Genomic DNA, 23,966 nt, shown 5'->3' with positions numbered 1-23,966 from the left:
CAGCAGAGATCAGGAGGCACGCAAATGTCCAATTATCAACACATACTGGTAGCGGCGGATTTTTCCAAAGAGTTTGACTCGGTCATGGCCAAGGCCATGGAGCTGCAGAAACTGTATAAGGCCCGCCTGACCCTCATCCATGTGGTCGAGTACACCGGCGCCATGTATACCGGCGAAATCCCCCTCCCGGAAGATCTCGACCTGGACCAGCGGCTGGCCAAACAGGCGGAGACCAAGCTACAGGCAATGATTGAACAGCACAACCTGACCAATGCCGGTTTTCAGGTGGAGATCGGCACCCCGAAGCGGGAGATCGTGCGGGTAGCTGAGGAACTCAAGGCCGACCTGATCGTGCTGGGCAGCCACGGTCGACACGGCCTGCAACTGCTGCTCGGCTCCACCGCCAACGGCGTACTGCATCAGGCGACCTGCGACGTCCTTGCAATCCGGGTCGAGAGCAGCTGAACGCTCCTGGAGCGGAGCCTGGGTGCACATCATCCTTCGCTTCCTGCCGCGCAGGATTTCCCAATCGCGCACGGGACGCAGCTAAAGTAGTTCCTGCATTCGCAGTGGTTATAATTCCTGCCATATCCCCAACCGTGAAACCGCATCGAATGACAGGATCGGCTTCCGCCGCGACAGGGTTACCTAAACAAACCAGCCCAATTGAATCGCCGCCATGTAAAACAGTGTCCCGGCAAAGATACTGAGCAGCGCATTGCCGCGCCACAGATGCAGCACACTGGTCAGCAACAGGGCCAGCAATTCGTTTATCCCGTAGGGGGCCTGGGTCAGATCCAGGGATTTCAGGCTGTACAGCACCAGCAGGGTCATAATGGCCGGCGGCATGTAGCGACCCAGGTACATCAGCAGGGGGTGATCCCCACGATCACGAAACGCCACAAACGGGATCAGCCGGGTAATGAAAGTGGCAACGGTCATTACCAGGAAGACCAGCAGCAGATAGCCGGTATCGTTCATGATGCCACCTGTCTGATACGGGTGCGCAGCAACAGCAGGGCAATGGACAGGCCGATCGAGACCAGCAGCATCTGCTCCCTGAACAGCCACAACGCCATCAGGCCGCAGAGCAAGGCGACGCCAAAGGGATAGGGCTCGCGCAGCTTTTTCCACTGTTCCAGCATCAGTACCATGAACAGGGCGGTGAGGGCGAAATCCATCCCGCTGGTATCAAACTGCACGCTGGCCCCGAACAAGGCGCCCAAGGCACAGCCGATCACCCAGTAACCCTGATTCAGCGCGGTCAGCGCCAGGTAGTAGTTCTGCTCGTCATGCCCGTCCGGTGGATGGGTGCTGGTGATCAGGGAGTAGGTTTCATCCGTCAGGCCGAAGATCAGGTAGAGTTTCTTCAGGCCCCGGGCACGGTAGCGACTCAACAGCGACACACCGAAGAACATGTGCCGGGAGTTGAGAATGAAGGTAGAGATCGCTACCTCGAACAGCGACGCCTGGGCCGCCAACAGCCCCACCGCCATGAACTGGGCGGCACCGGCATAGACCGTCAGCCCCATCAATGGGGCGTAGTACCAGGCGTAGCCCAGATTCTGGAACAGGATACCGAAGGCCATGCCCAACGGGACATAGCCGAACATCACCGGCACCGAAGCCCGGAACGCGGCGCCCATGGTGGACATCAGTCGCTCCCCAGCGTTGGTTGCTGTTCAGTCCCGTGCAGCAAGTGTGCCCCGGACGGTTTAACCCAGCCAGACACGGGCATTGCGGAACAGCCGCATCCAGGGACCGGCCTCGCCCCAGCCATCAGGATGCCAGGAGTTCTGTACCGTGCGGATGACCCGTTCGGGATGGGGCATCATGATGGTGACCCGTCCATCCCGGCTGGTGAGTCCGGTGATACCGAGGGGTGAGCCGTTGGGATTGGCCGGGTAGCGACTGGCCACTTCACCGCTGTTCTCCACATACTGCATCACCACCTGCTCCTGCGCGGCGGCCAGATGGTCCTGATCGCGGAATTCAGCCCGACCTTCACCGTGCGCCACAGCGATCGGCAACACCGATCCAGCCATGCCCTGCAGCAGGATGGAGCTGGATTCCTTGACCTCGACAGAGACAAAGCGGGCCTCGAACTGCTCCGAGCGGTTGCGCACGAAGTGCGGCCACTGTTGCGCGCCGGGGATCAGTTCATGCAGATTGGAAAGCATCTGGCAGCCGTTACAGACTCCCAGGGAAAAGCTGTCGTCACGTTCAAAATAGGCCTGGAACTGGTCGCGTGCACGGGGATTGAACAGCACCGACTTGGCCCAGCCTTCACCGGCCCCCAGCACATCACCGTAGGAGAAACCGCCACAGGCCACCAGCCCCTTGAACCGATCCAGCGACACCCGGCCGGAGAGAATATCCGACATGTGTACATCGATGCTGTCGAACCCGGCTTTATGGAAGGCGTTGGCCATCTCCAACTGACCATTGACCCCCTGCTCGCGCAGGATCGCCACTTCAGGGCGGACGCCGCTGTTGATCATTGGTGCCGCCACGTCCCCGGCCGGGTCGAAGGTCAGGGTCACCTGCATCCCGGGATCGGCGACATCGGCGATCCGTTCAAACTCCTCGCGGGCGCAGTCCGGATCGTCCCGCAACTGCTGCATCGCCAGCGTGGTCTCCGACCAGGCTTGTTGCAGCTCAATCCGGGTCATCTCCAGCAGGGACTGCCGACCGCGCTGGATCACGATGCGATCGGAATCATTCAAGGTACCGATCAGGTGGCTGTGGTGGCCCAGGCCGGCATCGTGCAGTTGCTTGAGTACGGCGTCGGTATCACTGTGCCGCACCTGGATCACCGCGCCCAGCTCCTCGTTGAACAACACCGCCAGATCATCTTCCGCCAGGTCATCCAGATGTACCGTCACTCCGCTGTGGCCGGCAAAGGCCATTTCGCACAGTGTGGTGAACAGGCCGCCGTCGGAGCGATCATGATAGGCCAGCAGCAGGCCGTCGCGGTTGAGATCCTGAACGGTCGCAAAGAACTGTTTCAGGGCATGGGGGTCATTCAGGTCTGCCCCCTGGTGTCCTACCTGACGATAGACCTGCGCCAGGGCGGAGGCACCCAGGCGATTGCACCCCTTGCCCAGGTCAATGAAGATCAGGTCACTGTCGCCCTGATCGACGCGCAGTTGCGGAGTCAGGGTGCGGCGTACATCGCTGACCGGGGCGAAGCCGCTGATGATGAGCGACAGCGGCGCAGTGACGGCGCGCGCCTCTCCCGCTTGCTGCCAGACCGTCTTCATGGACATGGAGTCCTTGCCCACCGGAATGGCGATGCCCAACGCCGGACAGAGTTCCATCCCTACCGCCTTGACGGTGGCGTATAGGTTTGCGTCCTCACCCACATGGCCGGCCGCGGCCATCCAGTTGGCGGAGAGCTTGATATCACTGATCCTGTCGATGGCGGTCGCCGCCAGGTTGGTGATCGCCTCGCCGATCGCCATGCGCCCGGAGGCCGGGGCGTCAATCAACGCCAGCGGCGTGCGCTCGCCGATTGCCATCGCCTCACCGGCATAGCCCACATAATCGGACAGGGTCACCGCCAGATCGGCCACCGGCACCTGCCAGGGTCCGACCATCTGGTCTCGTACCACCTGGCCGGTAATGGAGCGGTCGCCAATACTGATCAGGAAGGTCTTGTTCGCCACGGCCGGCAGGCGCAGCACGCGCAACGCCGCCTCTTCCAGCTTCACACCGTTGAAATCCAGCTCCGGCTTTTTAAAGGGCCGCCGTTTCACATCCCGCAGCATGCGCGGCGGCTTGCCAAACAGCAGCGGCATGGAGATATCGATGGGGTTGTTCTCGAAATGGGCATCGCCCAGCAGCAAGTGCTCCTCATCGGTCGCCTCACCGACCACGGCGTAGGGACAGCGCTCGCGCTCGCAGATCGTCTTGAACGCCTCCAGGCGCTGATTGTCGATCGCCATCACGTAGCGCTCCTGCGCCTCGTTGCACCAGATTTCCATAGGTGACATACCGGGATCATCATTGGGCACGGTGCGCAGTTCGAAGCGGCCGCCGCGTCCGGCGTCATGCACCAGTTCCGGCAGGGCATTGGAGATGCCGCCAGCGCCCACATCGTGAATAAACAGGATCGGATTCTCCGCACCTCGCGCCCAGCAACGGTCAATCACCTCCTGACAACGGCGTTCCATCTCGGGATTGGAACGCTGCACCGAGGCAAAATCCAGATCCTCGGCCGAAGTGCCACTGGCCATGGACGAGGCAGCACCGCCACCCAGGCCGATCAGCATGGCCGGCCCACCCAGCACCACCAGTGGTGACCCGGCCGGGAAATCGTGCTTCGCTATATGCTCTTCACGGATATTGCCCAGACCACCGGCCAGCATGATCGGTTTGTGATAACCGCGCAGCTCCGGCCCCTCCGGCCCGGCCACCCGCTCCTCGAAAGTACGGAAATAACCGCACAGATTGGGGCGGCCGAATTCATTATTGAAAGAAGCCCCGCCGATCGGCCCCTCCAGCATGATATCCAGGGCGGAGACAATACGCTCCGGCTTGCCGAAATTCTCTTCCCAGGGCTGCTCGGCACCGGGGATACGCAGGTTGGAAACCGAGAAACCGGTCAGTCCGGCCTTCGGTTTCGAACCCTTGCCGGTGGCCCCTTCGTCGCGGATCTCGCCGCCCGAGCCGGTGGCCGCGCCGGGATCGGGGGAGATGGCGGTCGGATGATTATGGGTCTCCACCTTCATCAGGATATGGATCGGTTCGGCGCTGTAGCCATAACGGTGGCTGTCGGCCTCGGTCAGAAAGCGCTGACCCGGATGACCGCTCATCACCGCCGCATTGTCCTTGTAGGCCGAGAGCACATTGTCCGGTGACTGGTCGGTGGTATTGCGGATCATCTTGAACAGCGAATGGCTCTGCGACTCACCATCGATAATCCAGTCGGCATTGAAAATCTTGTGCCGGCAGTGCTCCGAGTTGGCCTGGGCGAACATCATCAGCTCCACATCAGTGGGATTGCGCCCCAGGCTCTGGAAGCTCTCTACCAGATAGTCGATCTCATCCGCCGACAGCGCCAGCCCCAGCTCTCCATTGGCCACTTCCAGAGCCGGCTTGCCACCACTCACCACGTCGACCGTGGTGAAGGGCCGGGGTTCGGCCTTGGCGAACAGGCAGACTGCCTCCTCCAGCTCATCAAACACCACCTCGGTCATCCGATCGTGCAGCACCGATTTCGCCGCCTGCAATTCATGCTCGGAAATGGCTGCGCCGTCTTTTGCCGTCAGATAGTAGGCAGTGCCCCGCTCCAATCGCTCGACCTTCTTCAGGCCGCAGTTGTGAGCAATATCGCTCGCCTTGGTCGACCAGGGCGATATGGTACCGGGCCTCGGCACCACCAGCAGTAGCTGTCCGGCCGGTTCATGCTCCGCCAGATGGGGCCCGTAACGCAGCAAACGATCCAGGATAGTCTGCTCATTGCCATCCAGGGCCTGGCTCAACTCGGCGAAATGGATGAACTCGGCATACAGCCCAAGTGGTCGACTCACGACCTCGGCAAGGCGGCGTTCAAGTTTGTTCTGACGAAAATCGGAGAGGGCCGGAGCACCGCGAAGAGTGAGCATGGAGTACCTTGTCTATGGGCGGAAAATCAAATCGCTAATGATACTCCAAGCCGTCCAAAATTTCCGCATCAGACCCTCGCAGGCGAGGGCGAATTGCCTGTGCATTCCCACGCAGAGCGTGGGAATGAGGGTGCGGAACCGCTTTGCCGCTGAATCAGTGCAGATCCCCCGATTCGATGCGCCGCCTGTGATAGAGCGAGTAATAGCGCACCTGGGCAGTGGCGTGGGCAATCCAGCCGGAGAGCAGAATGATCAGGATAAACAGCTCGGCCCGCAGTTGCGGGAAGGGTGTCATCAGGGCCAGCAACAGCAGCTTGAGAAACACCACCTGCCCACGCAACTGGAGCAGCCAGATGCCGTTGGAGTAGATAGAGATCAGGGAGAGGCAGAGACCGGAAGCGAGGGTGATCTGCAGGTAGAGTTGCCAGCTCTCATCCGCCGCCGGGTAGAGGAAGCCGGCGCCCAGGCCACCCAACCCGACCAGATGCAGGGTTCGGAACAGTACGTTGAGCCAGCGCTGACCGGGCAGATACCGGGATTGACGGGGAAACAGTTGCGCTTTCAGGCTCATGACTCACACCTCAAACCAGGGACTCACCTCTGACTGACAGGTCAGGGTAAGACGTGACGCCAGCTGTGGCAACCGGGAAAGGATGGAGTCCCGAACTTTTTCCGGGTGATTGTTCTGCTCGCTCACATGCGCCACCACCAGGTGCCGCAATCGGGCATGATCCAGATCGGCCAGCAGCGAAACCGCCTGTTCGTTATTCAGGTGTCCCAGCCGGCCACCCACCCGACGCTGCAGGGATGGCGGATAAGGCCCGGCACTCAACATCGCCTGGTCGTGATTGAATTCCAGCAGCAGCGCATGACAGCCGCTCAACATCTGCTGGATATGGGGCGTAATGCTGCCACTGTCGGTCAATACCCCCAGTCGGGAGTCGTCACTGCTGAAGGTATACTGCGCCGGCTCGCGCGCATCATGGGGCACCGGGTAGGGCTGTATAGTGACGGTACCGATCTGAAACGGCGGCTGATGGCTGTGTATCAGTTGGGCGTCGGGCAATTCGCCACAGCGACCCTGTCGATAAGTACCGTGAGTAATCCAGACCGGCAGGCCATAGCGCCGGGCCAGCGGCCCGACCCCCTTGATATGATCCTGATGTTCATGGGTGACCAGAATGGCCGTCAGGCTCTCCGGCGCGACCCCAAGGTGCCCGAGACGCCGCTCGGCTTCCCTGGCGGCAAAACCGCAATCCAGCAACAGCCGGGTCGCCCCACACTCGATCAGGGTGGAGTTGCCCCGACTGCCACTACCCAGAGAGGCAAAACGCACCGACCTCTCCTAACCGACCGCTCCCTTACTGGATCTGTTCATGCAACAGGGTCAGGATACGCAGCGCCGTTTCGGAGTTGTCCTGGACACCCTCTATGTTCCTGACAACCACGCGGGTACCGTTACCGTCGGCATCCAGCCCGACCTGATACTGGCTCTCCTTGTCGATGTTCTTGTCGTTATCGCGCCAGAACGCCAGCTTGCCCAGCAGGCCCGGCTCATCGACCTCCTTCAGCGGATCGTTGTAGCGCACGTAGTAGACCAGCTTGTTACGATCCCGGTCTTCCACCGCAAAACCGACCCGGTCCAGAGCCACACCGGTGAGACGCCAGGCGCGGTTGACCTCTTCATCCATCAGCAACAGCACCTCGTTACCGTTGCGCACCAGCCGTGAGCGGGCCTGGGCAGCACCACCCCGGGCCAGAGATGTGCGGGACTGTTGATCGGCGACCCCCATGTAGTTCATCAGGCGGCGCAGCATCTCGGCTTCCAGGCCGTGGTCGGTGGGGCGCGGATTCCATACCGTGCGTTCAGGATCACCACCGCCATCAAGAAGATACTTTTCCTCCATGCCGCGATGGGTCAGATAGAGTTCGGTGGTCCCCTCGGTCAGGCCCGGTTCGATGCGCAGTCGGTACTGATCACGGGTCGCTGCCGAGTAGGCACCATCAAACACTGTACGAATCTTTTCGGTAATGAAATCCCGCTTGATATCGGCCCGGTTCTCCAACCAGTCGGTCACCATCACACCCACGGTAGGGTCCTGCTGGGCCAGCAAGATGCCGTTCTCCTGCCAGAAAGCAACCGTCTTGTACCAAACGTCATCCGGGCTACCCTGAATACGCAACCAGCGCTGGTTGCCGTCCCGCATTACCTCGATCTGCTCGATCTCCGGCAGAACACTGGTGCGGGTGGAGACACGGCCACGAATACGCTCCCGTTCCAGCTGTCCCGACAGGGTGGTCGCCTCGGCACCGGAAGAGCCGGGAATAACCAGCTGATCATTAATCGTGCTCTTGGTCAGATCCGGCGGGATCTCCAGATTGGTACCGGCATCCTTGGCCTTTTTATACTCGACCTTTCGATCAGGCAGTACCTGATCCATGTTCGGCAGGGCGCCACATCCCGCCAGCAGGAGAGTAACCATGAATGGAATCAGCGTATTTCGAGTTGTTAAAGCCATGTTGTCGAAAACCTTGTTGCCAGTTGCCTGACGTTTCAGAGGAGACTCGCGGTAACCATCGATTGACGCAGCTGGTCCTGATAGCGCTCGGCAAACCAGGTCAGCGGCAGGCGGATACCCCTGGGGATCCGCCCCATCTCGGCCAGCGCCCACTTCACCGGAATCGGATTGGACTCCAGGAACAGATCCCTGTGCAGAGCGGCCAGCGGTGCGTCGATGCGTGCTGCTTCATCTGCATCACCCCGGCGCGCTGCCGCGATCATCCGCTGCATCGCGGCCGGAGCAATATTCGCAGTCACGGAGATGGTTCCGACACCACCAAGCAGAATAAATTCACGGGAAGTGGCGTCATCACCGGTAATCAGGTCGAAATCCTCGCCACAAAGCTCACGCAGGGTCGCGACCCGGCTGAGATCACCGGTCGCCTCCTTGATACCGACGATATTGGCAATGGCAGCGAGCCGGCCCACCGTCTCTGGCAGCATGTCGCAGGCGGTCCGCCCCGGCACGTTGTACAACAGTTGCGGGATATCCACGGCCTGCGCCACCGTTTTGAAGTGCTGATACAGCCCTTCCTGGGTCGGCTTGTTGTAGTAGGGGGTGACCAGCAGGCAACCGTCGGCGCCCGCGTCTTTGGCACAGCGGGTGAGTTGGATCGCCTCGGTGGTGGAGTTGGCGCCGGTACCGGCAATGACCGGCAGCCGTTTCGCGGTAAATTCGACGATCTGCCGGATGACTGCACAATGCTCACGCTCATCCAGGGTGGCGGACTCACCGGTGGTGCCGACCGCAACAATGGCATCGGTACCCTGTTCGACGTGCCATTCCACCAGATCACGCAGGCTGTTCTCATCAACGCTGCCGTCCTCCCGCATCGGGGTGACCAGCGCTACCATACTGCCTTGAAACATGTGAAAAAACTCCAAATAACCCGCTTAATCGATCATTCTAAAACGCCGACTCGGACGCTGACAAGGCGGATGACCGACAATAGGCTTACGACTCCGATTCATCACGTTCAAGTCGTTGTTATTCATCGCGATTTGATTTTTCTCGGCGAACCGACCCCGGCCGTCCCGAAGCACCGCCCTGCCCCGCACGTGACGCTTGTTCCCGGTCCACCCGGTTAAATCCAAGCGAAGCAAGACAAGCGGGCCCTCAGGACGCTACACTCAGGGGAAAAGAAACAGGAGCAAAATTTATCTATGTCCACACAGAACTATTTGGTGATATCCGCCCTGGGCAAGGACCGTTCCGGCATTGTCGACGAGCTCTCCAAGGCCATTCTGGATATCGGCTGCAATATCGCCGACAGCCGCATGACCGTACTCGGTGGCGAGTTCGCCATTCTGCTGATGGTCGAGGGTAACTGGAACACCCTCGGCAAGCTGGAGGAGGCGATTCCCGCGCTGGAGCAACAGCTCGACCTGACCGTCATCGTCAAGCGCACCGAGGGACGGGACAGGTCAGACCCCTCCCTGCCCTATGTAGTCGATGTGGTATCACTGGATCACCCGGGCATCGTGCACCAACTGGCCAGCTTTTTCTCCAAACGCAAAATCAATATCGAGGACATGGCCACCACCAGCTACGCCGCACCCCATACCGGGACCGTCATGTTTTCCGTCCACATGACCGTGGGTATTCCTGCGGATATACACATCGCCTCCCTGCGGGACGATTTCATGGAGTTCTGCGACGCCATCAACCTGGACGCCATCATAGAACCGGCGCAGCGCTGACTGGCGCCACTTCCCGATTTACCTCAATCTTATGCAGGAAAAGCAGCAAATGAATGACCCGGAGAAGCGCCGCCTGTTTGTGCTCGATACCAATGTACTGATGCACGACCCCACCGCCATTTTCCGATTCCAGGAGCACGACATCTTCCTGCCCATGGTCGTCCTGGAAGAGCTGGACAAGGGCAAGAAGGGCGTGTCCGAGGTGGCGCGCAATGTGCGCCAGGTCTCCCGTTTCCTGGACGAACTGATGTCCGGTGCCAGCAAGCAGCAGATTGATGCCGGCCTGCCGCTCCCCGCACCTTCCAACGGCAAGAGCACGACCGCGGCCCCGGCCGGCCGGCTGTTTTTTCAGACCACCACTCTGGCCAGCAACCTGCCGGCGACCCTGCCGGGCAACACCCCGGACAACAATATACTGAGCACCGCCCTCACCCTGCAGCAGGAGCATCCCGACACGCAGGTGGCACTGATTTCCAAGGATATCAACCTGCGGATCAAGGCCGCCGTGCTGGGGGTGCCGGCGGAGGACTATTACAACGATCAGGTGCTGGACGATGTCAACCTGCTTTACAGCGGCGAGGCGGAACTGCAGAGCGACTTCTGGGAGAGCCACAGCAAAAACCTCGACTCCTGGCAAGAGCAGGGGCGCACCTATTACCGCATCAAGGGCCAGGACACCCAATCCTGGTATCCCAACCAGTGCCTGTTTCTGGATGACGACTCAAACTTCGAGGCCATCGTGCGACGCCGCGACGGTGATGACGCGATTATCGAGATGGCAACGGATTTTCGCAGTGCCAATCACTCGGTCTGGGGCATCCGCGCACGCAACCGGGAGCAGAACTTCGCCATCAACATGCTGATGGACCCGGAAGTGGACTTCGTCTCGCTGCTCGGCACCGCCGGCACCGGCAAGACTCTACTGGCCCTGGCAGCCGGACTCACCCAGACCCTGGACATGAATATCTATCGCGAGATCATCATGACCCGTGTCACGGTGCCGGTGGGCGAGGATATCGGCTTTCTGCCCGGCACCGAGGAGGAGAAGATGACCCCCTGGATGGGCGCCTTGATGGATAACCTGGAAGTACTGACCCAGACCGACGGCGGCGAGTGGGGACGGGCCGCGACCGACGAACTGCTGCGCTCGCGCATCCGCATCCATTCGCTCAACTTCATGCGCGGCCGCACCTTTCTGAAGAAGTACATCATCCTGGACGAGGCGCAAAACCTCACCTCGAAACAGATGAAGACCCTCATCACCCGGGCCGGCCCCGGCACCAAGATTGTCTGTCTCGGCAATGTGGCACAAATCGATACGCCATATCTAACCGAAACCACATCCGGCCTGACTTATGTGGTCGACCGGTTCAAGGACTGGGGCCACAGTGGGCATATCACCCTGCTGCGGGGTGAACGCTCACGGCTGGCGGATTACGCCTCGGATGTGTTGTGAATGCCGGCGCCCAGGGGGCGCCCTATAGGGCGGGCCATGCCCCCCATCAACCCGGATAGTGCCGCAACCGACGCCCACAGGGCACCCCATAGGGCGGGTCCGCCCGCCGTCACGCTGGATTCAGCAGCCTGAGGATCGCATTCCGGTTGGTCCAGGATGTGGCTTTACGGGCCGCCTGCGCAGCCGGGAGCCAACGCATCTCGCCATGTTCATGGGGATTGAGGCGGATCAGCCGGCGGCTCGGCAAACGGAAGTAAAATAGATGTTCCCGGTTATAGTGCGCCGAGGGGGCAAAGCGGCCACGCCAGGCCGGCAGGATAGTAAAGCGCTCCGTATGACGAGTATCCTGAAGCTTGCCATGATGGCGCAGTCCGGTCTCTTCATACAATTCCCGCTCAGCCGCTTGCCGGGGCGTCTCACCCCATTCCAGGCTACCGGTAACGGACTGCCAGAACCCCTTGGGGCGGACCCGGTTGAGCATCAGCACCTCACCCTGATCGGTGTAAATCACCACCAGTACCGATTCGGGGCGTTTGCAGGTTTTATCCAATCTTCCCCCGGCGTGCGACTCGAACAGGACCCTGCATATACCAGTTAGGGATCGGGCCGGCCACCGGCGTAACCCGACAACCACACCCGGGTTCAGCCCTTCTCTTCCACCTGTGGTGTACGCACCCGGATCGACAGTTCCCGCAACTGCGCTGGACTCACTTCGGACGGTGCCGAGGTCAGCATGCAGGCCGCCGTCTGGGTTTTGGGGAAGGCCATAACGTCACGGATCGAGCTGGCGCCCGCCAGCAGCATCACCAGACGATCCAGGCCGAAGGCCAGGCCGCCATGGGGCGGACAGCCATATCTGAGCGCCGACAACAGGAAGCCGAACTTCTCCTCGGCCTCCTCTTCACCGATACCCAACAGCCGGAACACCTTCTCCTGCACGGCGCTGTTGTGGATACGGATGGAGCCACCACCCACCTCTGTGCCATTCAGCACCATGTCATAGGCGCGCGACAGACACGCCCCCGGATCGGTTTCCAACAGCTCAAGCTGATCCTCCTTGGGCGCGGTAAACGGATGGTGCAAGGCGTTCCAGCGCTCCCCCCCCTCGTCCCATTCGAACATCGGGAAGTCCACCACCCAGACCGGGTGCCAACCGGGTTGCATCAGGCCACGATCCTCGCCCAGCTTGACCCGCAGGGCGCCCAGCGCCTCATTCACCACCGACGCCTTGTCGGCGCCGAAGAAGATCAGGTCGCCATCCACGGCGCCGGTGCGCTGCATGATGCCATCGACCGCCGCATCCGGCAGAAACTTGAGAATTGGTGACTGCAGACCGTCGCGGCCCTGGCCGGCCCAGTCGTTGACCTTGATATAGGCCAGTCCACGGGCACCGTAGATACCGACGTACTTGGTGTACTCATCGATCTCCTTGCGGGTCAGCTCACACCCCTTGGGCAGGCAGAGGGCGGCAACACGTCCCTTGGGATCCTTTGCCGGACCGGAAAACACCTTGAAATCTACCCCACCCATCAGATCGGCCACATCCACCAGCTCCAGCGGGCAGCGCAGGTCCGGGCGGTCGGAGCCGAAACGGCGCATCGCCTCCTGATAGGTCATGTGCGGGAACGGATTGGGGAGCTCCACATCCAGCACCTGTTTCACCACCCCGCGGATCATCTCCTCCATGGAATCCATGATTTCGCTCTCGCTCATGAACGAGGTCTCGATATCCAGCTGGGTGAATTCGGGTTGGCGGTCGGCCCGCAGGTCCTCGTCACGGAAACAACGCACGATCTGGTAATAGCGGTCCATGCCCGACATCATCAGCAACTGCTTGAACAACTGGGGCGACTGGGGCAGGGCAAAGAAATGACCCGGGTGGGTGCGTGATGGCACCAGGTAATCGCGCGCGCCCTCAGGGGTTGCCTTGGTCAGCATCGGCGTCTCGATATCCAGGAAACCATTGTCGTCCAGGTAGCTGCGCAGCGCCCGCGTGACCGCGGCTCGCAGCATGATGCGTTTCTGCATCTCCGGGCGGCGCAGGTCCATGTAACGGTAGCGCAGGCGCACCTCTTCAGAGACCCGCTCATGCTCGTCCAGCTGGAACGGCGGGGTGTCGGCGCGGTTCAATACCTCCAGGCCCAAGCCCAGAATTTCGATTTCGCCGGTCGGCATGTCGGGATTGACCGTGCCCTCGGGACGGGCGCGCACACGACCTCTCAGCTTGAGCACGTACTCATTGCGCACCTGTTCGGCGGTGCTGAAGATCTCCGGCAGATCCGGGTCATAGACCACCTGAACCAGCCCCTCGCGATCCCGCAGATCGATGAAAATCACCCCGCCATGATCGCGTCGCCGGTGAACCCAACCGCAGATTTCGACCTCCTGGTCGATATGTGAGGCGTTTATATGACCGCAATAGTGGGTGCGCATGCTCGATATTACCGTTACAGACTGATTTCGGGCGAGAAATTCGCCCGATGAGAAAAACAGGAAATTTTAAGGTTTGGGCCCTGCAGGCGCAAGCGCTGAGTCGATTTAATTCGCCGCAAGAGTATAAATCACCGGGCTCGACAACCAGCCCGGGCCTTCATCCCATTGAAAAACTCACCCTCCTTGCCGTCAATGCGAAGCAGTCGCCAGGATTCCTGTAGGAGGCCAGCCCCGGGCCGAATTCGCGGCGGGGCGCCGCTCCTACAGGCGGTCCGCTTTGCCAGTCGACTGGCCCGCCCCGGGCGTGTGAGATATGGCAGTGCATAAATCAGGTCGCGGGACTGGATGTTCCCGGCGACGGCGTCGCCTGCTTGTGGGAATGGGGCACTACCGCCCCCATGGACATGAGCATTTTCAAACCGTCATCCACGCTCATCTCCAGTTCGATCACATCCTCCCTTGGCACCATGACAAAGTAGCCGCCGGTCGGATTGGGCGTGGTGGGCACATAGACATTAATCACATCCCGCCCGGTTTTGCGCTGCGCCTCACCCGCATCGGTACCGGTCTGAAACGCCAGTGTCCAGAGCCCCTTGCGTGGAAACTCAATCAACAAGACCTTTCTGAAGGATTGCCCCGCCTCGCTGAACATGGTTTCGGCCAGCTGTTTGGCGCCTGAATAAATCGACCTGACCAGCGGGATACGGGCCAACAGCCGTTCCCAGACCGAAACCAGCGAGCGGCCGAACAGATTGGCCGCCAGCACGCCGGTGACAAAGACTATCAGCACCGAGACCACCACTCCGAGACCCGGAATGGAGAAGCCCAGCAGGTTCTCCGGCCGGTAGGCTTCCGGCAGCAGCAGGAGCGAACCATCCAGCCAGCGCACCAGCAGGCGCACCACCAGCAGGGTAATGCCGAGCGGCACCCAGACCAGCAGGCCGGCCACCAGGTAGCGGCGGATGAATTTCATGCCTCAGGGTCAGGCGTCGCAGCCGCCGCAACCGCCGCTGGCGCAGGCCGGGGCCGGCTTGGACTCCTGTTTCTCGCCACTGTGCAGATTCTTCTGCTTGCCGCTCTTGAAATCGGTCTCGTACCAGCCCTGCCCCTTGAGGCGGAAGCCGGCGGCCGAAATCATCTTTTTCAGCGCCGGTTTGGCGCAAGCAGGGCAATCGGTCAGCGCCGCATCGCTCATCTTCTGCATCGCCTCCAGCTCATGGCCGCAGGCATCACAACGGTACTCATAAATCGGCATGCGTTACTCCTGATAATTCAACCGCCCCCACAAAGCTTTGGGGGTACAAAATCGCTGTGGATTCTAACACAGTTGTCAACGGGCCAAAGATTTTCCTGACCACCCGCCAGACGCACCTGTGACCGAATCCTGTCCGCGACGACCTGGATAAAGCTAACCACATGAAAATATTAATAAATCTCGTCACTACTCAGAATTATCAACCGACAGCAAGTTCAGGCTCACAACCCCAGTTTATCCGCACCCTCACCTTGTTCCATTCGCTGCTGCGCCTTGGCCTCTTCAACCAGGCGAACCAGCTTCATATGCTCTTCCACCGGCAGGCCAAAACGTAAAAACAGCTCCAGATGCTCAAGTACCTTCTCTAATGTCTCATCCCGCCGATGCAGATAGAGTAGCGTCTTGGCCAGAAAATCCGGATCCTCTCCCTGCTCGCGCATCCTTTCCGCCGTTTGCAGGGCATTGCTTAGTTGTTCAGTTGTCGGTTTCATAGTTACTTCTCTGCCGGCTGTGCCGGGGCGCTGTTCGCCTGACATAGATAGGGTCAAAACCCGCTTACTACAAGTGCCTTTCAATCACTGATTCAGGCCGCGCTATCCGCCTTGAAATCACCGCTCCACCGGATCTGCAATGTTATCCGCAGTCAAACAAAAACCTTATTGTCCAGCAGGGACGGAATCTCCTCACCGGGCACCGCACTGCTGAACAGATAGCCCTGGGCATAGTCACATCCCTGGGCTTTCAAGTAATCCAACTGCCCCCTGGTTTCAACGCCTTCAGCCACGACCTTGAGCCCCAGGCCATGGGCCATGGCGATGGTTGCATTCACCAGCTCCCGGTCCGCCTCATCCATAGGCACGTCATCTATAAAGCTGCGGTCTATTTTAAGGATGTCGAAAGGATAGTTTCTGAGATAACTGAGGGATGAGTAACCGGTACCGAAATCGTCCATCGCGATAGCTACCCCGAGCCGGTTAATGGCAGAGAGGGCAATGTCGACATACGAGTGGCCGCTCATCAGCACCCCTTCGGTAATTTCCAGCTCCAGACACTCGGCCGGGACTCCCGTGCGTTTTATCGCTCGCTCGATAAAGGGCACCAGTGCAGGGTCGCGGAACTGTCGCGGTGAGACGTTGACGGCCATTCGCAGCGGCTGCTCGACCATCTGCTGCCACTGCGCCAGCCGGGCAAGTGATTCGGTAATGACATACTCCCCGATACTCACAATCAGACCGGTCTGTTCGGCTATCGGTACAAACTCCGCCGGCGATACCTCTCCAAGCTCGGGATTGTTCCAGCGGAGCAACGCCTCGGTGCCGATCAGCCGGCCGGAGGCCAGCTCAATCTGCGGCTGATAATGGAGCCGGAACTCTCCACGCATCAACGCGCCACGCAGGTGCTCCTCCAGTAGCAGCCGCCTGGCGACCCCCTGATTCATCGACTCAGTGTAGTAATGGTAGGTATTGCGCCCGGCCTCCTTGGAGCAGTACATGGCGGTATCGGCATTGCGCAACAGCTCCGCCGGGCTTGCGCCGTCTTCCGGGTAGATGGCCACTCCCAGGCTGGCCGTCAGGACCAGTTCACGTCCATCCAGGTTGAACGGCCGGTGAAACTGGGACAGCATCTGCTCAGCCACCCGCCCCGAACGATCAATTTCATCCAGCCCGCCCAGCATGATGATAAACTCATCACCCCCCAGCCGGCCGACGGTATCGCTGCTGCGCACCTGGGTGCTGAGTCGGTCCGCCGCCTGCACCAGCAACTGGTCACCCACTTCGTGGCCCAGACTGTCATTCACCTTCTTGAAATCATCCAGATCCAGAAACAGCACCGCGACATGCTGATTAGCACGGCCAGCATCCCGGGTCAGCTGGTCCAGGCGGTCGAGCGAGAGGAAGCGGTTCGGCAAACCGGTCAGCCCGTCGAAATGGGCCTGCTGCAGGATGCGCTGCTCCTGGGCCTTGTGCAGGGTAATATCCTCTTTGACCGCCAGAAAATGGCGCGTTCCGCCCGCTTCATCCAGAACCGGCGCAATATGCGCCCGCTCCCAGAACAGTTCACCGCTCTTTTTCTTGTTACAGAATTCACCCCGCCATGAGCCACCCGACTTGATGGTGCGCCACAGCTCCTGATAATACCGCATAGGGGTCTTTCCGGATTGCAGTATACGGGTATGCTGTCCGATCACTTCCGCCGCGCAGTATCCCGAGATCTTTTCGAATGTACTGTTGACATATTCGATACAACCCTCGGTATCGGTAATCACCACCGATACCGGGCTCTGCTCCACCACCTGGGAGAGCGTGCGAATCTGCTCCTCGTTGTGTTTACGCCCGCTTACATCCCGGACAACCTCAAGACGCGAAACCGAGCCATCGCGGTTACTGATGGGCGTGCCAATAATCTCGAAATGCCGGCCATCCGGCGATTCCGGCCGGTAGTAGACGCTCCTGCCCTGCCCCTCGGACTGAACCAGTCGCCGGTACTGATGATGATTATCCAGCGTCGCCACCGAGTCTGAACAGAACTCGCCGGTACGGTCACCGAACCATCTGATCATGGTTTGGTTCATGTACTCAATGCGGGAATCCTCACCGACAATGAACAACCCCTCACCAACCTCATCAAGCGATTCGATAATGGTCTGATAACGCGACTGGCTCTCCGCCAGCGCCCGCTTCGCCTTGCGGTGTTGATCCTGTCGTATCAACAACAGTCCCAACAGCAGGGAGCCGAGAGGGAACAATATCAGCATGGGTGGAGCCACCGCGTAGATAATGGCCCAGCGAACCTCCGACGGCATCAGCAGCAAGCAACCCAGGACCGTCAATTCCACCACAATACTGAACAGATAGAGCCGCAGCCAGTCGAGCGGCCACTCCAAACGCCGCTGCAGATAGCGCCATCCCAGCCCAATCACGCCCCCCGACAGGATGGTCAGGCTGCCGATAATCGCCCCGTCACCGCCCAGGAAGAGACGAAACAGGATCGCCATCACTCCCCCGATCAGGGTAGGAATAAGACCGAAAAAGAGACCGCTGAGGCTGATCACAACCCAGCGGGTGTCAAAAATGATACCCGGCGCCAGCTGCCACGGGGTCAGCATCACGGCAATACTGATCCCGCCGACCAGCACCCCGGATACCAGCCGCCGTAAAAACCTGCCCTGAATCCGGTTGATTCCCAGCATTTCATAACTGACGCCAAGCGCCAGCAGCAGCACGGCGTTGTTTAGGAGCCCGAGGTAGCTGCCGTTAGCCATCCGATTTCGGAGGATGCTGTTGCATAAAGCGGTGAACAGTGACCTTACCTGTGGAAAAAACGGCGATGGCTGTGATGGGTAACAGTTTGTCCATTAGACCTATCCGTCAAACAGAAAATATGCTTCTTCGTTCCAAGTAAGATTTATGGAGTGAGTGAGATAATAGTATCGGCATTCCAGGTTTAACCTTTAATTGGACAGGAATTATGGTTCGACATCCTCACCCGCCAACCAGCAAATGAGCCGGTGACAAGATGCCACCCGCAATAAAACCCGACAAATCGGCAAATAACATCTCTGATTTAACTGGCAGTTTTAAAAGCTTTTTATGTGTTTTGTGAGTACAGCCTGAAAAAAAGCGCGCTTCTTCCGGTCCTACTGTATAAGCCCTGACTCTCGACAAACATTAAATGGACTTTGCTTCGCCAGAATTTACAGGCTACATGGCGAGGCGACGCAAACTCCAGTGACAAAATATTCAAAAATTCCGCCTAAGGAAACATCAGGGTTTATTGCCAGAAGAGAAGCAACATGAAACAACCCTGCTCCAGAAAAACCCTGACCGCCATTGTGAGCGGGTGCCTTACCACCATCGCGCTTGGCGGCACCCCTCTCTATACTGCCAACCCATGCGCCGCCAAACCGATGAATCTTTGCGCCGCCAAGTCTAACAATGATGCGGTAACACGCCCCAAGGACTACAAGCCGTACCAGGGTAATCCCACGGCACTGCTTGCCGAGGGGGAAAAGCTGTTCAAGGATACCAGCCTGAGCACCAACGGTATGTCCTGCAACACTTGCCACAACAACAACGGCATGTTCCAGGCCTCATTCGCCCAGCCCTATCCACACTATGTGCAGATGGCCAATGACCAGTTCCAGGTAAAGGCAGTCCACGCCGACGAGATGGTGCAGCTCTGCATGGTATCTCCGATGGCTGCACAGCCACTGCCCTGGGACTCCAGGGAACTGGCCGCTCTCGCCACCTACGTGACCGAACAGCAGAAGGCTTTTGCCAAGCAGCACAAGACGGCGGCAATGAACCCCTGTGCGGCCAAGAATCCTTGTGCGGCCAAGAATCCTTGTGCAGCCAAGAACCCCTGTGCGGCTAACAACCCTTGCGCCGCCAAGAACCCCTGTGCGGCTAACAACCCTTGCGCCGCCAAGAATCCCTGTGCGGCTAACAACCCTTGCGCCGCCAAGAATCCCTGTGCGGCTAACAACCCTTGCGCCGCAAAGAATCCCTGTGCGGCTAACAACCCTTGCGCNGCCAAGAACCCTTGTGCGGCCAAATAGATGGTTGCGGGCGGGCTTCGGCCCGCCGCCCATCCGGGTGGTCACTGCATATTCCCGATATTCATGATTTATGTTGATTGATCAGATTTTATGAATAAGCCCCTGAACAGCCTATCGGATGCGGACAAGCTGCCATCGGCAGGAGTGACCAGATTCAGTGGCGTCTCCCGGAAGGTCATTCAGTGGGGCGTTGTGTCGATAGCCTCTCTCCTGATCCTGGTACTTATCGCCGTTCTCACCACGCCACGCCTCGCGCTGCTGCTGCTGTTGGGGGTGGCCCTGGGTGTCACGCTGCAGCATGGCGCCTTCGGTTTTACCAGCGCCTACCGGCGCTTCCTGTTGCGACGAGAAATCCCGGCGTTGCAGGCACAACTGCTTATGCTCGCGTTAGCCACCCTGCTGTTCGCCCCGTTTCTCAGCGAGGGAGAGTTTTTTGGCCGTGGTCTGATCGGGGCCTGGGCTCCGGCCGGCCTGCAGGTCGCCGCCGGTGCCTTCCTGTTCGGTATCGGTATGCAACTCGGTGACGGCTGCGGTTCCGGCACCCTCTACAAGGCGGGTAGCGGGGCGCCGCGCATGGTGATCACGCTGATCGCCTTTTGCGGCGGATCTTTCTGGGCCAGCCTCCACATGGGCCAGTGGCAGGCACTGCCATCGTTACAGACTCAGTCACTGGCCGAACCCCTGGGTTATCCATTGGCGGTCACCCTGCAACTCAGCTTCATAGGCCTGCTCGCCCTGCTGTTGCGCCGCTGGGGTGTACAACCTGCGGCATCACCCACCTTACGACAGACATTCTGGAGACGCCTGCTGACGGGACCCTGGACCCTGCCCGCCGCCGCACTGGCACTGGCACTGCTCAATCTGGCAACCCTGCTCACCGCCGGCCATCCCTGGACCATCACCTGGGGCTTCACCCTCTGGGGCGCCAAGACTGCCCTGCTATTCGGCTGGGATCCCACTACCGCACCTTTTTGGAACGGGGCCTTCCAGCAATCCGCACTGCAGATGAACCTGTTGCGCGATGTGACCTCGGTAATGGATATCGGCGTCCTGCTCGGGGCGTTGAGCGCCGCCGGTCTGGGTGGCCGCTTTATGCCGTCATTCCACATACCGCTACGTTCGCTGGCCGCCGCCATCCTCGGCGGTATAATGATGGGCTACGGCGCCCGGATCGCCTATGGCTGCAACATCGGCGCCTTCTTCTCCGGGGTTGCCTCGCTCAGCCTGCATGGCTGGCTGTGGATCATCTGCGCCCTCCTCGGCAGTGCGGTGGGGGTGCGTTGGCGACCCCGCTTCGGACTTTCGAACAGATGAACGACAGAGGGATTCTTATCCAGTCAACCGCACCGACACCGCCCGATCCGTCCCGGCTGCCGCCCGGCGAAATCGAGCAGCTGCTGGCCGTGGGCGACGAGGTCCGCGCCTGCATGCGGGCACTGGAGCGGGTCGGGTTCAACCTGGTGGGAGAGGTGCTCAAGGGCCAGGGGGATTTTGTTGAATCAGAACACTATCCCCGGGATGACGTTTTCGATGATGAGACGTTTGGCCAGTACTATTACCACGCCCATCGCAGTGAATTCGGGGAGCACGGCCACTTCCACACCTTCCTGCGTACTGGCGGCCTGTGCGGGGAGATCCACCCCCTGGATTACCCCCTGGCCAGCACGCCCTGGCCGCAGGGCAACGAGGCAATCGCCCATCTGGCAGGCATCTCGATGGACGCCTGGGGCCGGCCCATTGGGCTGTTTGCCGCCAATCGCTGGGTCACCGGCGAGACCTGGTATTCGGCCGCAGACATCATTCAGATACTGCCGCATTTCGCCATCGAACACGCCTGGCCCTCCTGGCCGGTAAACCGCTGGATCGGTGCCATGTTGCGGCTGTTCCGGCCGCACATCCAGACACTGCTCCTGCATCGTGACCAGGTGATCAACACCTGGCAACAGGCTTATCCTGAACAGGATGTGTTTGAAAATCGCAATCTGGAACTGACCGGCTATCTGCCCATCTCAATCGGCGACTGGATCGCGGCGCTGAGACGGGCAGCGCCATGACACCACACCCATACGTGGGCTGGTTTGTCTGCGGGATACTCCTCACGATGGGCGGATCCGCAGCAGTGGCGGATAGCAATTCCGCCAGCTCCATCGACACCTTCCTCAGCCGCCACTGGCAGCGTCCGCTGCCCTACCAGGGTGAAACGCCCCCCGGTTTTTCACCCCTGGAGGCGTCTCTTGATCCGCGCGCCTGCGGCACTTGTCATCCGCGGCAATTGCAGGACTGGCAAGGCAGTCTGCATGCCCGTGCCATGGGTCCGGGCCTCCTGGGGCAGTTGCGGGAGATGGAGCCAAACGATCGCGCGGGGCACCAGGCCTGTCTGCGCTGTCATGCCCCACTGGCGGAGCAGGCCGATGAACTGGCCGCATGGATCGCCGATGATAAAACCGTCAGAGACCCGCCGACGGAAAACCCGGAGACCAACGGTTCGCTGTACCAGCAGGGGCTGATCTGTGCCGCCTGCCATTTGCGCACCTGGGAGATCCACGGACCACCGCCACGTGACGATCGTGGTGGCACTAGGGCGGTTCCTCACGGCGGCTTTCAGAGCAGCGCGGCATTCGAGGATTCACGCTTTTGCGCCGCCTGCCACCAGTTCGAGGCGGACGGCTTTGCCCTCAACGGAAAGCTGCTGGAGAACACCTTCGAGGAGTGGCGCGCAAGTCCCCAGGCAGCGGCCGGACAGAGCTGCCAGTCCTGCCACATGCCGGACCGCCGCCACCTGTGGCACGGCATCCACGACAAGGCGACCGTATTGTCAGGCGTGGAGATCACGCTTGACCGACTGACGACCAGCGGCGCGATACTCTCTGCCAGACTCACCCTGACCAATAGCGGTGTCGGCCACCGTTTCCCAACCTACGTGACACCCCGCGTGGTACTGGAAGCGGTCCAGCTGGACCGCACCGGGGCACCGATTCCGCACACCCGCCAGGAGCGTATCATCGCCCGCCAGGTGAGCCTGGACCTGAGCGAGGAGCTGTTCGACACCCGGCTCGCCCCCGGCGAGAGCAACAGCCTCGACTACCGGTTACCAAAGGACGGGGAAGCCGGCGCCCTGCGCCTGCGCGTTCAGGTCGAGCCGGATCTGTTTTACCGGAATTTCTACCGCGCCGTTCTGGGCAATGATGCGGAGGGCAAAGGTACCGGGATGCTGCGCCACGCACTGCGTGCCGCAGAGGCGTCTGCCTATACGCTGTTCCAGAGAGAAATTCCGCTGCCCTGAAACCTAGCACTGTCCGGGCCGTGGCACTACTACCTGTCCCATTGGTCCAACGCCAATAACCGACCCGTCCGAAGGAGCCTTTCAATGCCAATCCGACAACTTGCCACCCTGTTTCTGCTGTTGCTCATATCACCCGCACTGACGGCGGCCCAGCCGCTGGTGGACGGTGGCTGGCTGGCCGCCAACTTGGGCAAGCCCGATCTGCTGGTACTGGATCTGCAACCCAAGCCGGCCTATCAGCAATACCATGTACCCGGCGCCATCCACAGCGATTACGGCTCCTGGCGCCGCACCGACGCCAAGAGCGTCCCGCAGATGCTGCCCCCGGTAAAGGAGCTGGAGCAACTGATCGGTGGCCTGGGCATCGACAACACAACCCAGGTTGTGCTGGTGGTCACGGGACGCAGCGCGGGCGAAATGGCTAGCGCCACCCGGGTCTACTGGACCTTCAAGGCCTTGGGACACGATAATGTCTCCATTCTCGACGGTGGCCTCGTCGCTTACGCGCAGGACCGCTCGCACCCCCTGGAGAACCGTGTCAACCAGCCCGTCGGCAAGACATTCAAGGCCCACCCAAGGGCGGAATATCTGGTGCGCACGGAGCAGGTCAAGGACGCCCTCGACCGCAACATCCGTCTGGTCGACAACCGGAGCAGCGCTGAACACATGGGTCTGGTGAGCGGCAAGAAGGAGCGCCCCGGCACCATCCCCGGCGCCGTCAATCTCCCCTTCGACTGGCTGACCGTTAACCGCGGAGCAACCTTTCACACGCCGGAAAACCTCAAGCGCATCTACCAGGCCGCCGGCGTGCCGCTGGACGGCGAACAGATCTCCTTCTGCCATACCGGACACCGCACCTCGCTGGCCTGGTTCGTCTCCCATGAACTGCTGGGCAATGACAAGGCACAGCTCTATGACGGCTCCACTGCCGAGTGGGCGGCAAACCCCTCGTTGCCACTGGAGCAGAAAATCCGGCTCAACTGAGCCGAAGGCATTGCGGGCCATGCGGCTTGATTGTCCTCACGCACGAAATGGACCATCGGGGAAGCAGAACCCCGCAAGAGCAATAGCGAAGTATGTTCCGAAACAGAAAGCCACGACAGGAAATCAC

21 protein-coding genes are annotated in these 23,966 nt (G+C 60.2%); 8 read left to right on the top strand and 13 right to left on the bottom strand.

The features are described from left to right. The first annotated feature begins 24 nt into the window (after positions 1-24). Positions 25-465, top strand: coding sequence for a universal stress protein (locus A3GO_RS0103000; protein ID WP_029132140.1), 441 nt, complete (start codon positions 25-27; stop codon positions 463-465). Between the two features lie 183 nt (positions 466-648). Here A3GO_RS0103000 and A3GO_RS0102995 read toward each other — a convergent pair whose 3' ends face one another. The 7 genes from A3GO_RS0102995 to dapA form a co-directional block, all read right to left on the bottom strand. Further along, complete coding sequence (locus A3GO_RS0102995; protein WP_029132139.1) at positions 649-981, bottom strand: branched-chain amino acid transporter permease; 333 nt, start codon at positions 979-981, stop codon at positions 649-651. Further along, on the bottom strand, positions 978-1,655 hold the full coding sequence (locus A3GO_RS0102990; protein WP_029132138.1) for an AzlC family ABC transporter permease: 678 nt from the start codon (positions 1,653-1,655) through the stop codon (positions 978-980). Before A3GO_RS0102990 ends, A3GO_RS0102995 begins: the two co-directional genes overlap by 4 nt. Positions 1,656-1,715: 60 nt before the next feature. After that, positions 1,716-5,609, bottom strand: a complete 3,894-nt coding sequence (purL, locus tag A3GO_RS0102985) for a phosphoribosylformylglycinamidine synthase (protein ID WP_029132137.1) — start codon at positions 5,607-5,609, stop codon at positions 1,716-1,718. Between the two features lie 154 nt (positions 5,610-5,763). After that, the gene (locus tag A3GO_RS0102980; RefSeq protein ID WP_029132136.1) at positions 5,764-6,180 is read right to left on the bottom strand and encodes a hypothetical protein; all 417 of its coding nucleotides are present in this window, start codon (positions 6,178-6,180) and stop codon (positions 5,764-5,766) included. Between the two features lie 3 nt (positions 6,181-6,183). Further along, complete coding sequence (locus tag A3GO_RS22315) at positions 6,184-6,945, bottom strand: MBL fold metallo-hydrolase (protein ID WP_037374584.1); 762 nt, start codon at positions 6,943-6,945, stop codon at positions 6,184-6,186. A gap of 25 nt (positions 6,946-6,970) precedes the next feature. After that, positions 6,971-8,128 (bottom strand): outer membrane protein assembly factor BamC, encoded by a 1,158-nt coding sequence (gene bamC / locus A3GO_RS0102970; protein ID WP_245621646.1) that lies wholly within the window; start codon positions 8,126-8,128, stop codon positions 6,971-6,973. Positions 8,129-8,163: 35 nt separating this feature from the next. Continuing rightward, positions 8,164-9,039, bottom strand: a complete 876-nt coding sequence (gene dapA, locus A3GO_RS0102965) for a 4-hydroxy-tetrahydrodipicolinate synthase (RefSeq protein WP_029132134.1) — start codon at positions 9,037-9,039, stop codon at positions 8,164-8,166. 294 nt (positions 9,040-9,333) lie between these two features. Between dapA and A3GO_RS0102960 the strand changes: the two genes are divergently transcribed. Both A3GO_RS0102960 and A3GO_RS0102955 read left to right on the top strand, forming a co-directional pair. Continuing rightward, on the top strand, positions 9,334-9,870 hold the full coding sequence (locus A3GO_RS0102960; RefSeq protein WP_029132133.1) for a glycine cleavage system transcriptional repressor: 537 nt from the start codon (positions 9,334-9,336) through the stop codon (positions 9,868-9,870). Positions 9,871-9,919: 49 nt separating this feature from the next. Next, the gene (locus tag A3GO_RS0102955) at positions 9,920-11,326 is read left to right on the top strand and encodes a PhoH family protein (RefSeq protein WP_037374582.1); all 1,407 of its coding nucleotides are present in this window, start codon (positions 9,920-9,922) and stop codon (positions 11,324-11,326) included. 109 nt (positions 11,327-11,435) lie between these two features. On the opposite strand, the gene nudB is transcribed toward A3GO_RS0102955, so the two are convergent. From nudB to A3GO_RS22295, 6 genes are all read right to left on the bottom strand, one after another. Next, positions 11,436-11,876 carry a dihydroneopterin triphosphate diphosphatase gene (gene nudB, locus A3GO_RS22310; RefSeq protein WP_037374581.1) on the bottom strand — a complete coding sequence of 147 codons (441 nt, stop codon included), beginning with the start codon at positions 11,874-11,876 and terminating at the stop codon, positions 11,436-11,438. Positions 11,877-11,968: 92 nt separating this feature from the next. Further along, positions 11,969-13,759 carry an aspartate--tRNA ligase gene (gene aspS, locus A3GO_RS0102945; protein WP_029132131.1) on the bottom strand — a complete coding sequence of 597 codons (1,791 nt, stop codon included), beginning with the start codon at positions 13,757-13,759 and terminating at the stop codon, positions 11,969-11,971. Between the two features lie 328 nt (positions 13,760-14,087). Next, entirely contained in the window at positions 14,088-14,732 is a 645-nt protein-coding gene (locus tag A3GO_RS22305; protein ID WP_037374580.1) for a DUF502 domain-containing protein, read from the bottom strand. Positions 14,733-14,741: 9 nt separating this feature from the next. Next, positions 14,742-15,014: an FmdB family zinc ribbon protein gene (locus tag A3GO_RS0102935; RefSeq protein ID WP_029132130.1), complete on the bottom strand. Its 273-nt coding sequence runs from the start codon at positions 15,012-15,014 to the stop codon at positions 14,742-14,744. Positions 15,015-15,235: 221 nt separating this feature from the next. Further along, positions 15,236-15,505: a hypothetical protein gene (locus A3GO_RS22300; protein WP_051301778.1), complete on the bottom strand. Its 270-nt coding sequence runs from the start codon at positions 15,503-15,505 to the stop codon at positions 15,236-15,238. Positions 15,506-15,657: 152 nt separating this feature from the next. Beyond that, the gene (locus tag A3GO_RS22295) at positions 15,658-18,276 is read right to left on the bottom strand and encodes an EAL domain-containing protein (protein WP_051301777.1); all 2,619 of its coding nucleotides are present in this window, start codon (positions 18,274-18,276) and stop codon (positions 15,658-15,660) included. Between the two features lie 531 nt (positions 18,277-18,807). Here A3GO_RS22295 and A3GO_RS26750 point away from each other — a divergent pair. The 5 genes from A3GO_RS26750 (at position 18,808) to A3GO_RS0102895 (ending at position 23,839) form a co-directional block, all read left to right on the top strand. After that, positions 18,808-19,572 carry a c-type cytochrome gene (locus A3GO_RS26750; RefSeq protein ID WP_157606691.1) on the top strand — a complete coding sequence of 255 codons (765 nt, stop codon included), beginning with the start codon at positions 18,808-18,810 and terminating at the stop codon, positions 19,570-19,572. A 90-nt stretch (positions 19,573-19,662) separates the two neighbouring features. Continuing rightward, positions 19,663-20,886: a YeeE/YedE family protein gene (locus tag A3GO_RS0102910; RefSeq protein WP_084609706.1), complete on the top strand. Its 1,224-nt coding sequence runs from the start codon at positions 19,663-19,665 to the stop codon at positions 20,884-20,886. Continuing rightward, positions 20,883-21,626: a DUF6969 family protein gene (locus A3GO_RS0102905; RefSeq protein ID WP_051301776.1), complete on the top strand. Its 744-nt coding sequence runs from the start codon at positions 20,883-20,885 to the stop codon at positions 21,624-21,626. Before A3GO_RS0102910 ends, A3GO_RS0102905 begins: the two co-directional genes overlap by 4 nt. 47 nt (positions 21,627-21,673) lie before the next feature. Further along, positions 21,674-22,855, top strand: a complete 1,182-nt coding sequence (locus A3GO_RS22280; protein ID WP_051301775.1) for a multiheme c-type cytochrome — start codon at positions 21,674-21,676, stop codon at positions 22,853-22,855. An 84-nt stretch (positions 22,856-22,939) separates the two neighbouring features. Further along, positions 22,940-23,839, top strand: coding sequence for a sulfurtransferase (locus tag A3GO_RS0102895; RefSeq protein ID WP_029132127.1), 900 nt, complete (start codon positions 22,940-22,942; stop codon positions 23,837-23,839). Positions 23,840-23,966: the final 127 nt, after the last annotated feature.

Origin of the sequence: Sedimenticola selenatireducens DSM 17993, assembly GCF_000428045.1 — a bacterium.
Taxonomy (GTDB): Bacteria; Pseudomonadota; Gammaproteobacteria; order Chromatiales; family Chromatiaceae; genus Sedimenticola; species Sedimenticola selenatireducens.
Note: the sequence above shows the minus strand (reverse complement) of the source record. Positions and strands in the feature narration are given on the sequence as shown.

Coding starts and splice junctions, on each gene's coding strand:
- A3GO_RS0102990 (WP_029132138.1), bottom strand. CDS start 1,655: ATGTCCACCATGGGCGCCGCGTTCCGGGCTTCGGTGCCGGTGATGTTC.
- A3GO_RS22295 (WP_051301777.1), bottom strand. CDS start 18,276: ATGGCTAACGGCAGCTACCTCGGGCTCCTAAACAACGCCGTGCTGCTG.
- bamC (WP_245621646.1), bottom strand. CDS start 8,128: ATGGCTTTAACAACTCGAAATACGCTGATTCCATTCATGGTTACTCTC.
- A3GO_RS0102955 (WP_037374582.1), top strand. CDS start 9,920: ATGAATGACCCGGAGAAGCGCCGCCTGTTTGTGCTCGATACCAATGTA.
- A3GO_RS22280 (WP_051301775.1), top strand. CDS start 21,674: ATGGGCGGATCCGCAGCAGTGGCGGATAGCAATTCCGCCAGCTCCATC.
- A3GO_RS0102895 (WP_029132127.1), top strand. CDS start 22,940: ATGCCAATCCGACAACTTGCCACCCTGTTTCTGCTGTTGCTCATATCA.
- aspS (WP_029132131.1), bottom strand. CDS start 13,759: ATGCGCACCCACTATTGCGGTCATATAAACGCCTCACATATCGACCAG.
- A3GO_RS0102910 (WP_084609706.1), top strand. CDS start 19,663: ATGAATAAGCCCCTGAACAGCCTATCGGATGCGGACAAGCTGCCATCG.
- purL (WP_029132137.1), bottom strand. CDS start 5,609: ATGCTCACTCTTCGCGGTGCTCCGGCCCTCTCCGATTTTCGTCAGAAC.
- A3GO_RS22305 (WP_037374580.1), bottom strand. CDS start 14,732: ATGAAATTCATCCGCCGCTACCTGGTGGCCGGCCTGCTGGTCTGGGTG.
- dapA (WP_029132134.1), bottom strand. CDS start 9,039: ATGTTTCAAGGCAGTATGGTAGCGCTGGTCACCCCGATGCGGGAGGAC.
- A3GO_RS0102905 (WP_051301776.1), top strand. CDS start 20,883: ATGAACGACAGAGGGATTCTTATCCAGTCAACCGCACCGACACCGCCC.
- A3GO_RS22300 (WP_051301778.1), bottom strand. CDS start 15,505: ATGAAACCGACAACTGAACAACTAAGCAATGCCCTGCAAACGGCGGAA.
- A3GO_RS0103000 (WP_029132140.1), top strand. CDS start 25: ATGTCCAATTATCAACACATACTGGTAGCGGCGGATTTTTCCAAAGAG.
- A3GO_RS0102935 (WP_029132130.1), bottom strand. CDS start 15,014: ATGCCGATTTATGAGTACCGTTGTGATGCCTGCGGCCATGAGCTGGAG.
- A3GO_RS0102995 (WP_029132139.1), bottom strand. CDS start 981: ATGAACGATACCGGCTATCTGCTGCTGGTCTTCCTGGTAATGACCGTT.
- A3GO_RS0102980 (WP_029132136.1), bottom strand. CDS start 6,180: ATGAGCCTGAAAGCGCAACTGTTTCCCCGTCAATCCCGGTATCTGCCC.
- A3GO_RS0102960 (WP_029132133.1), top strand. CDS start 9,334: ATGTCCACACAGAACTATTTGGTGATATCCGCCCTGGGCAAGGACCGT.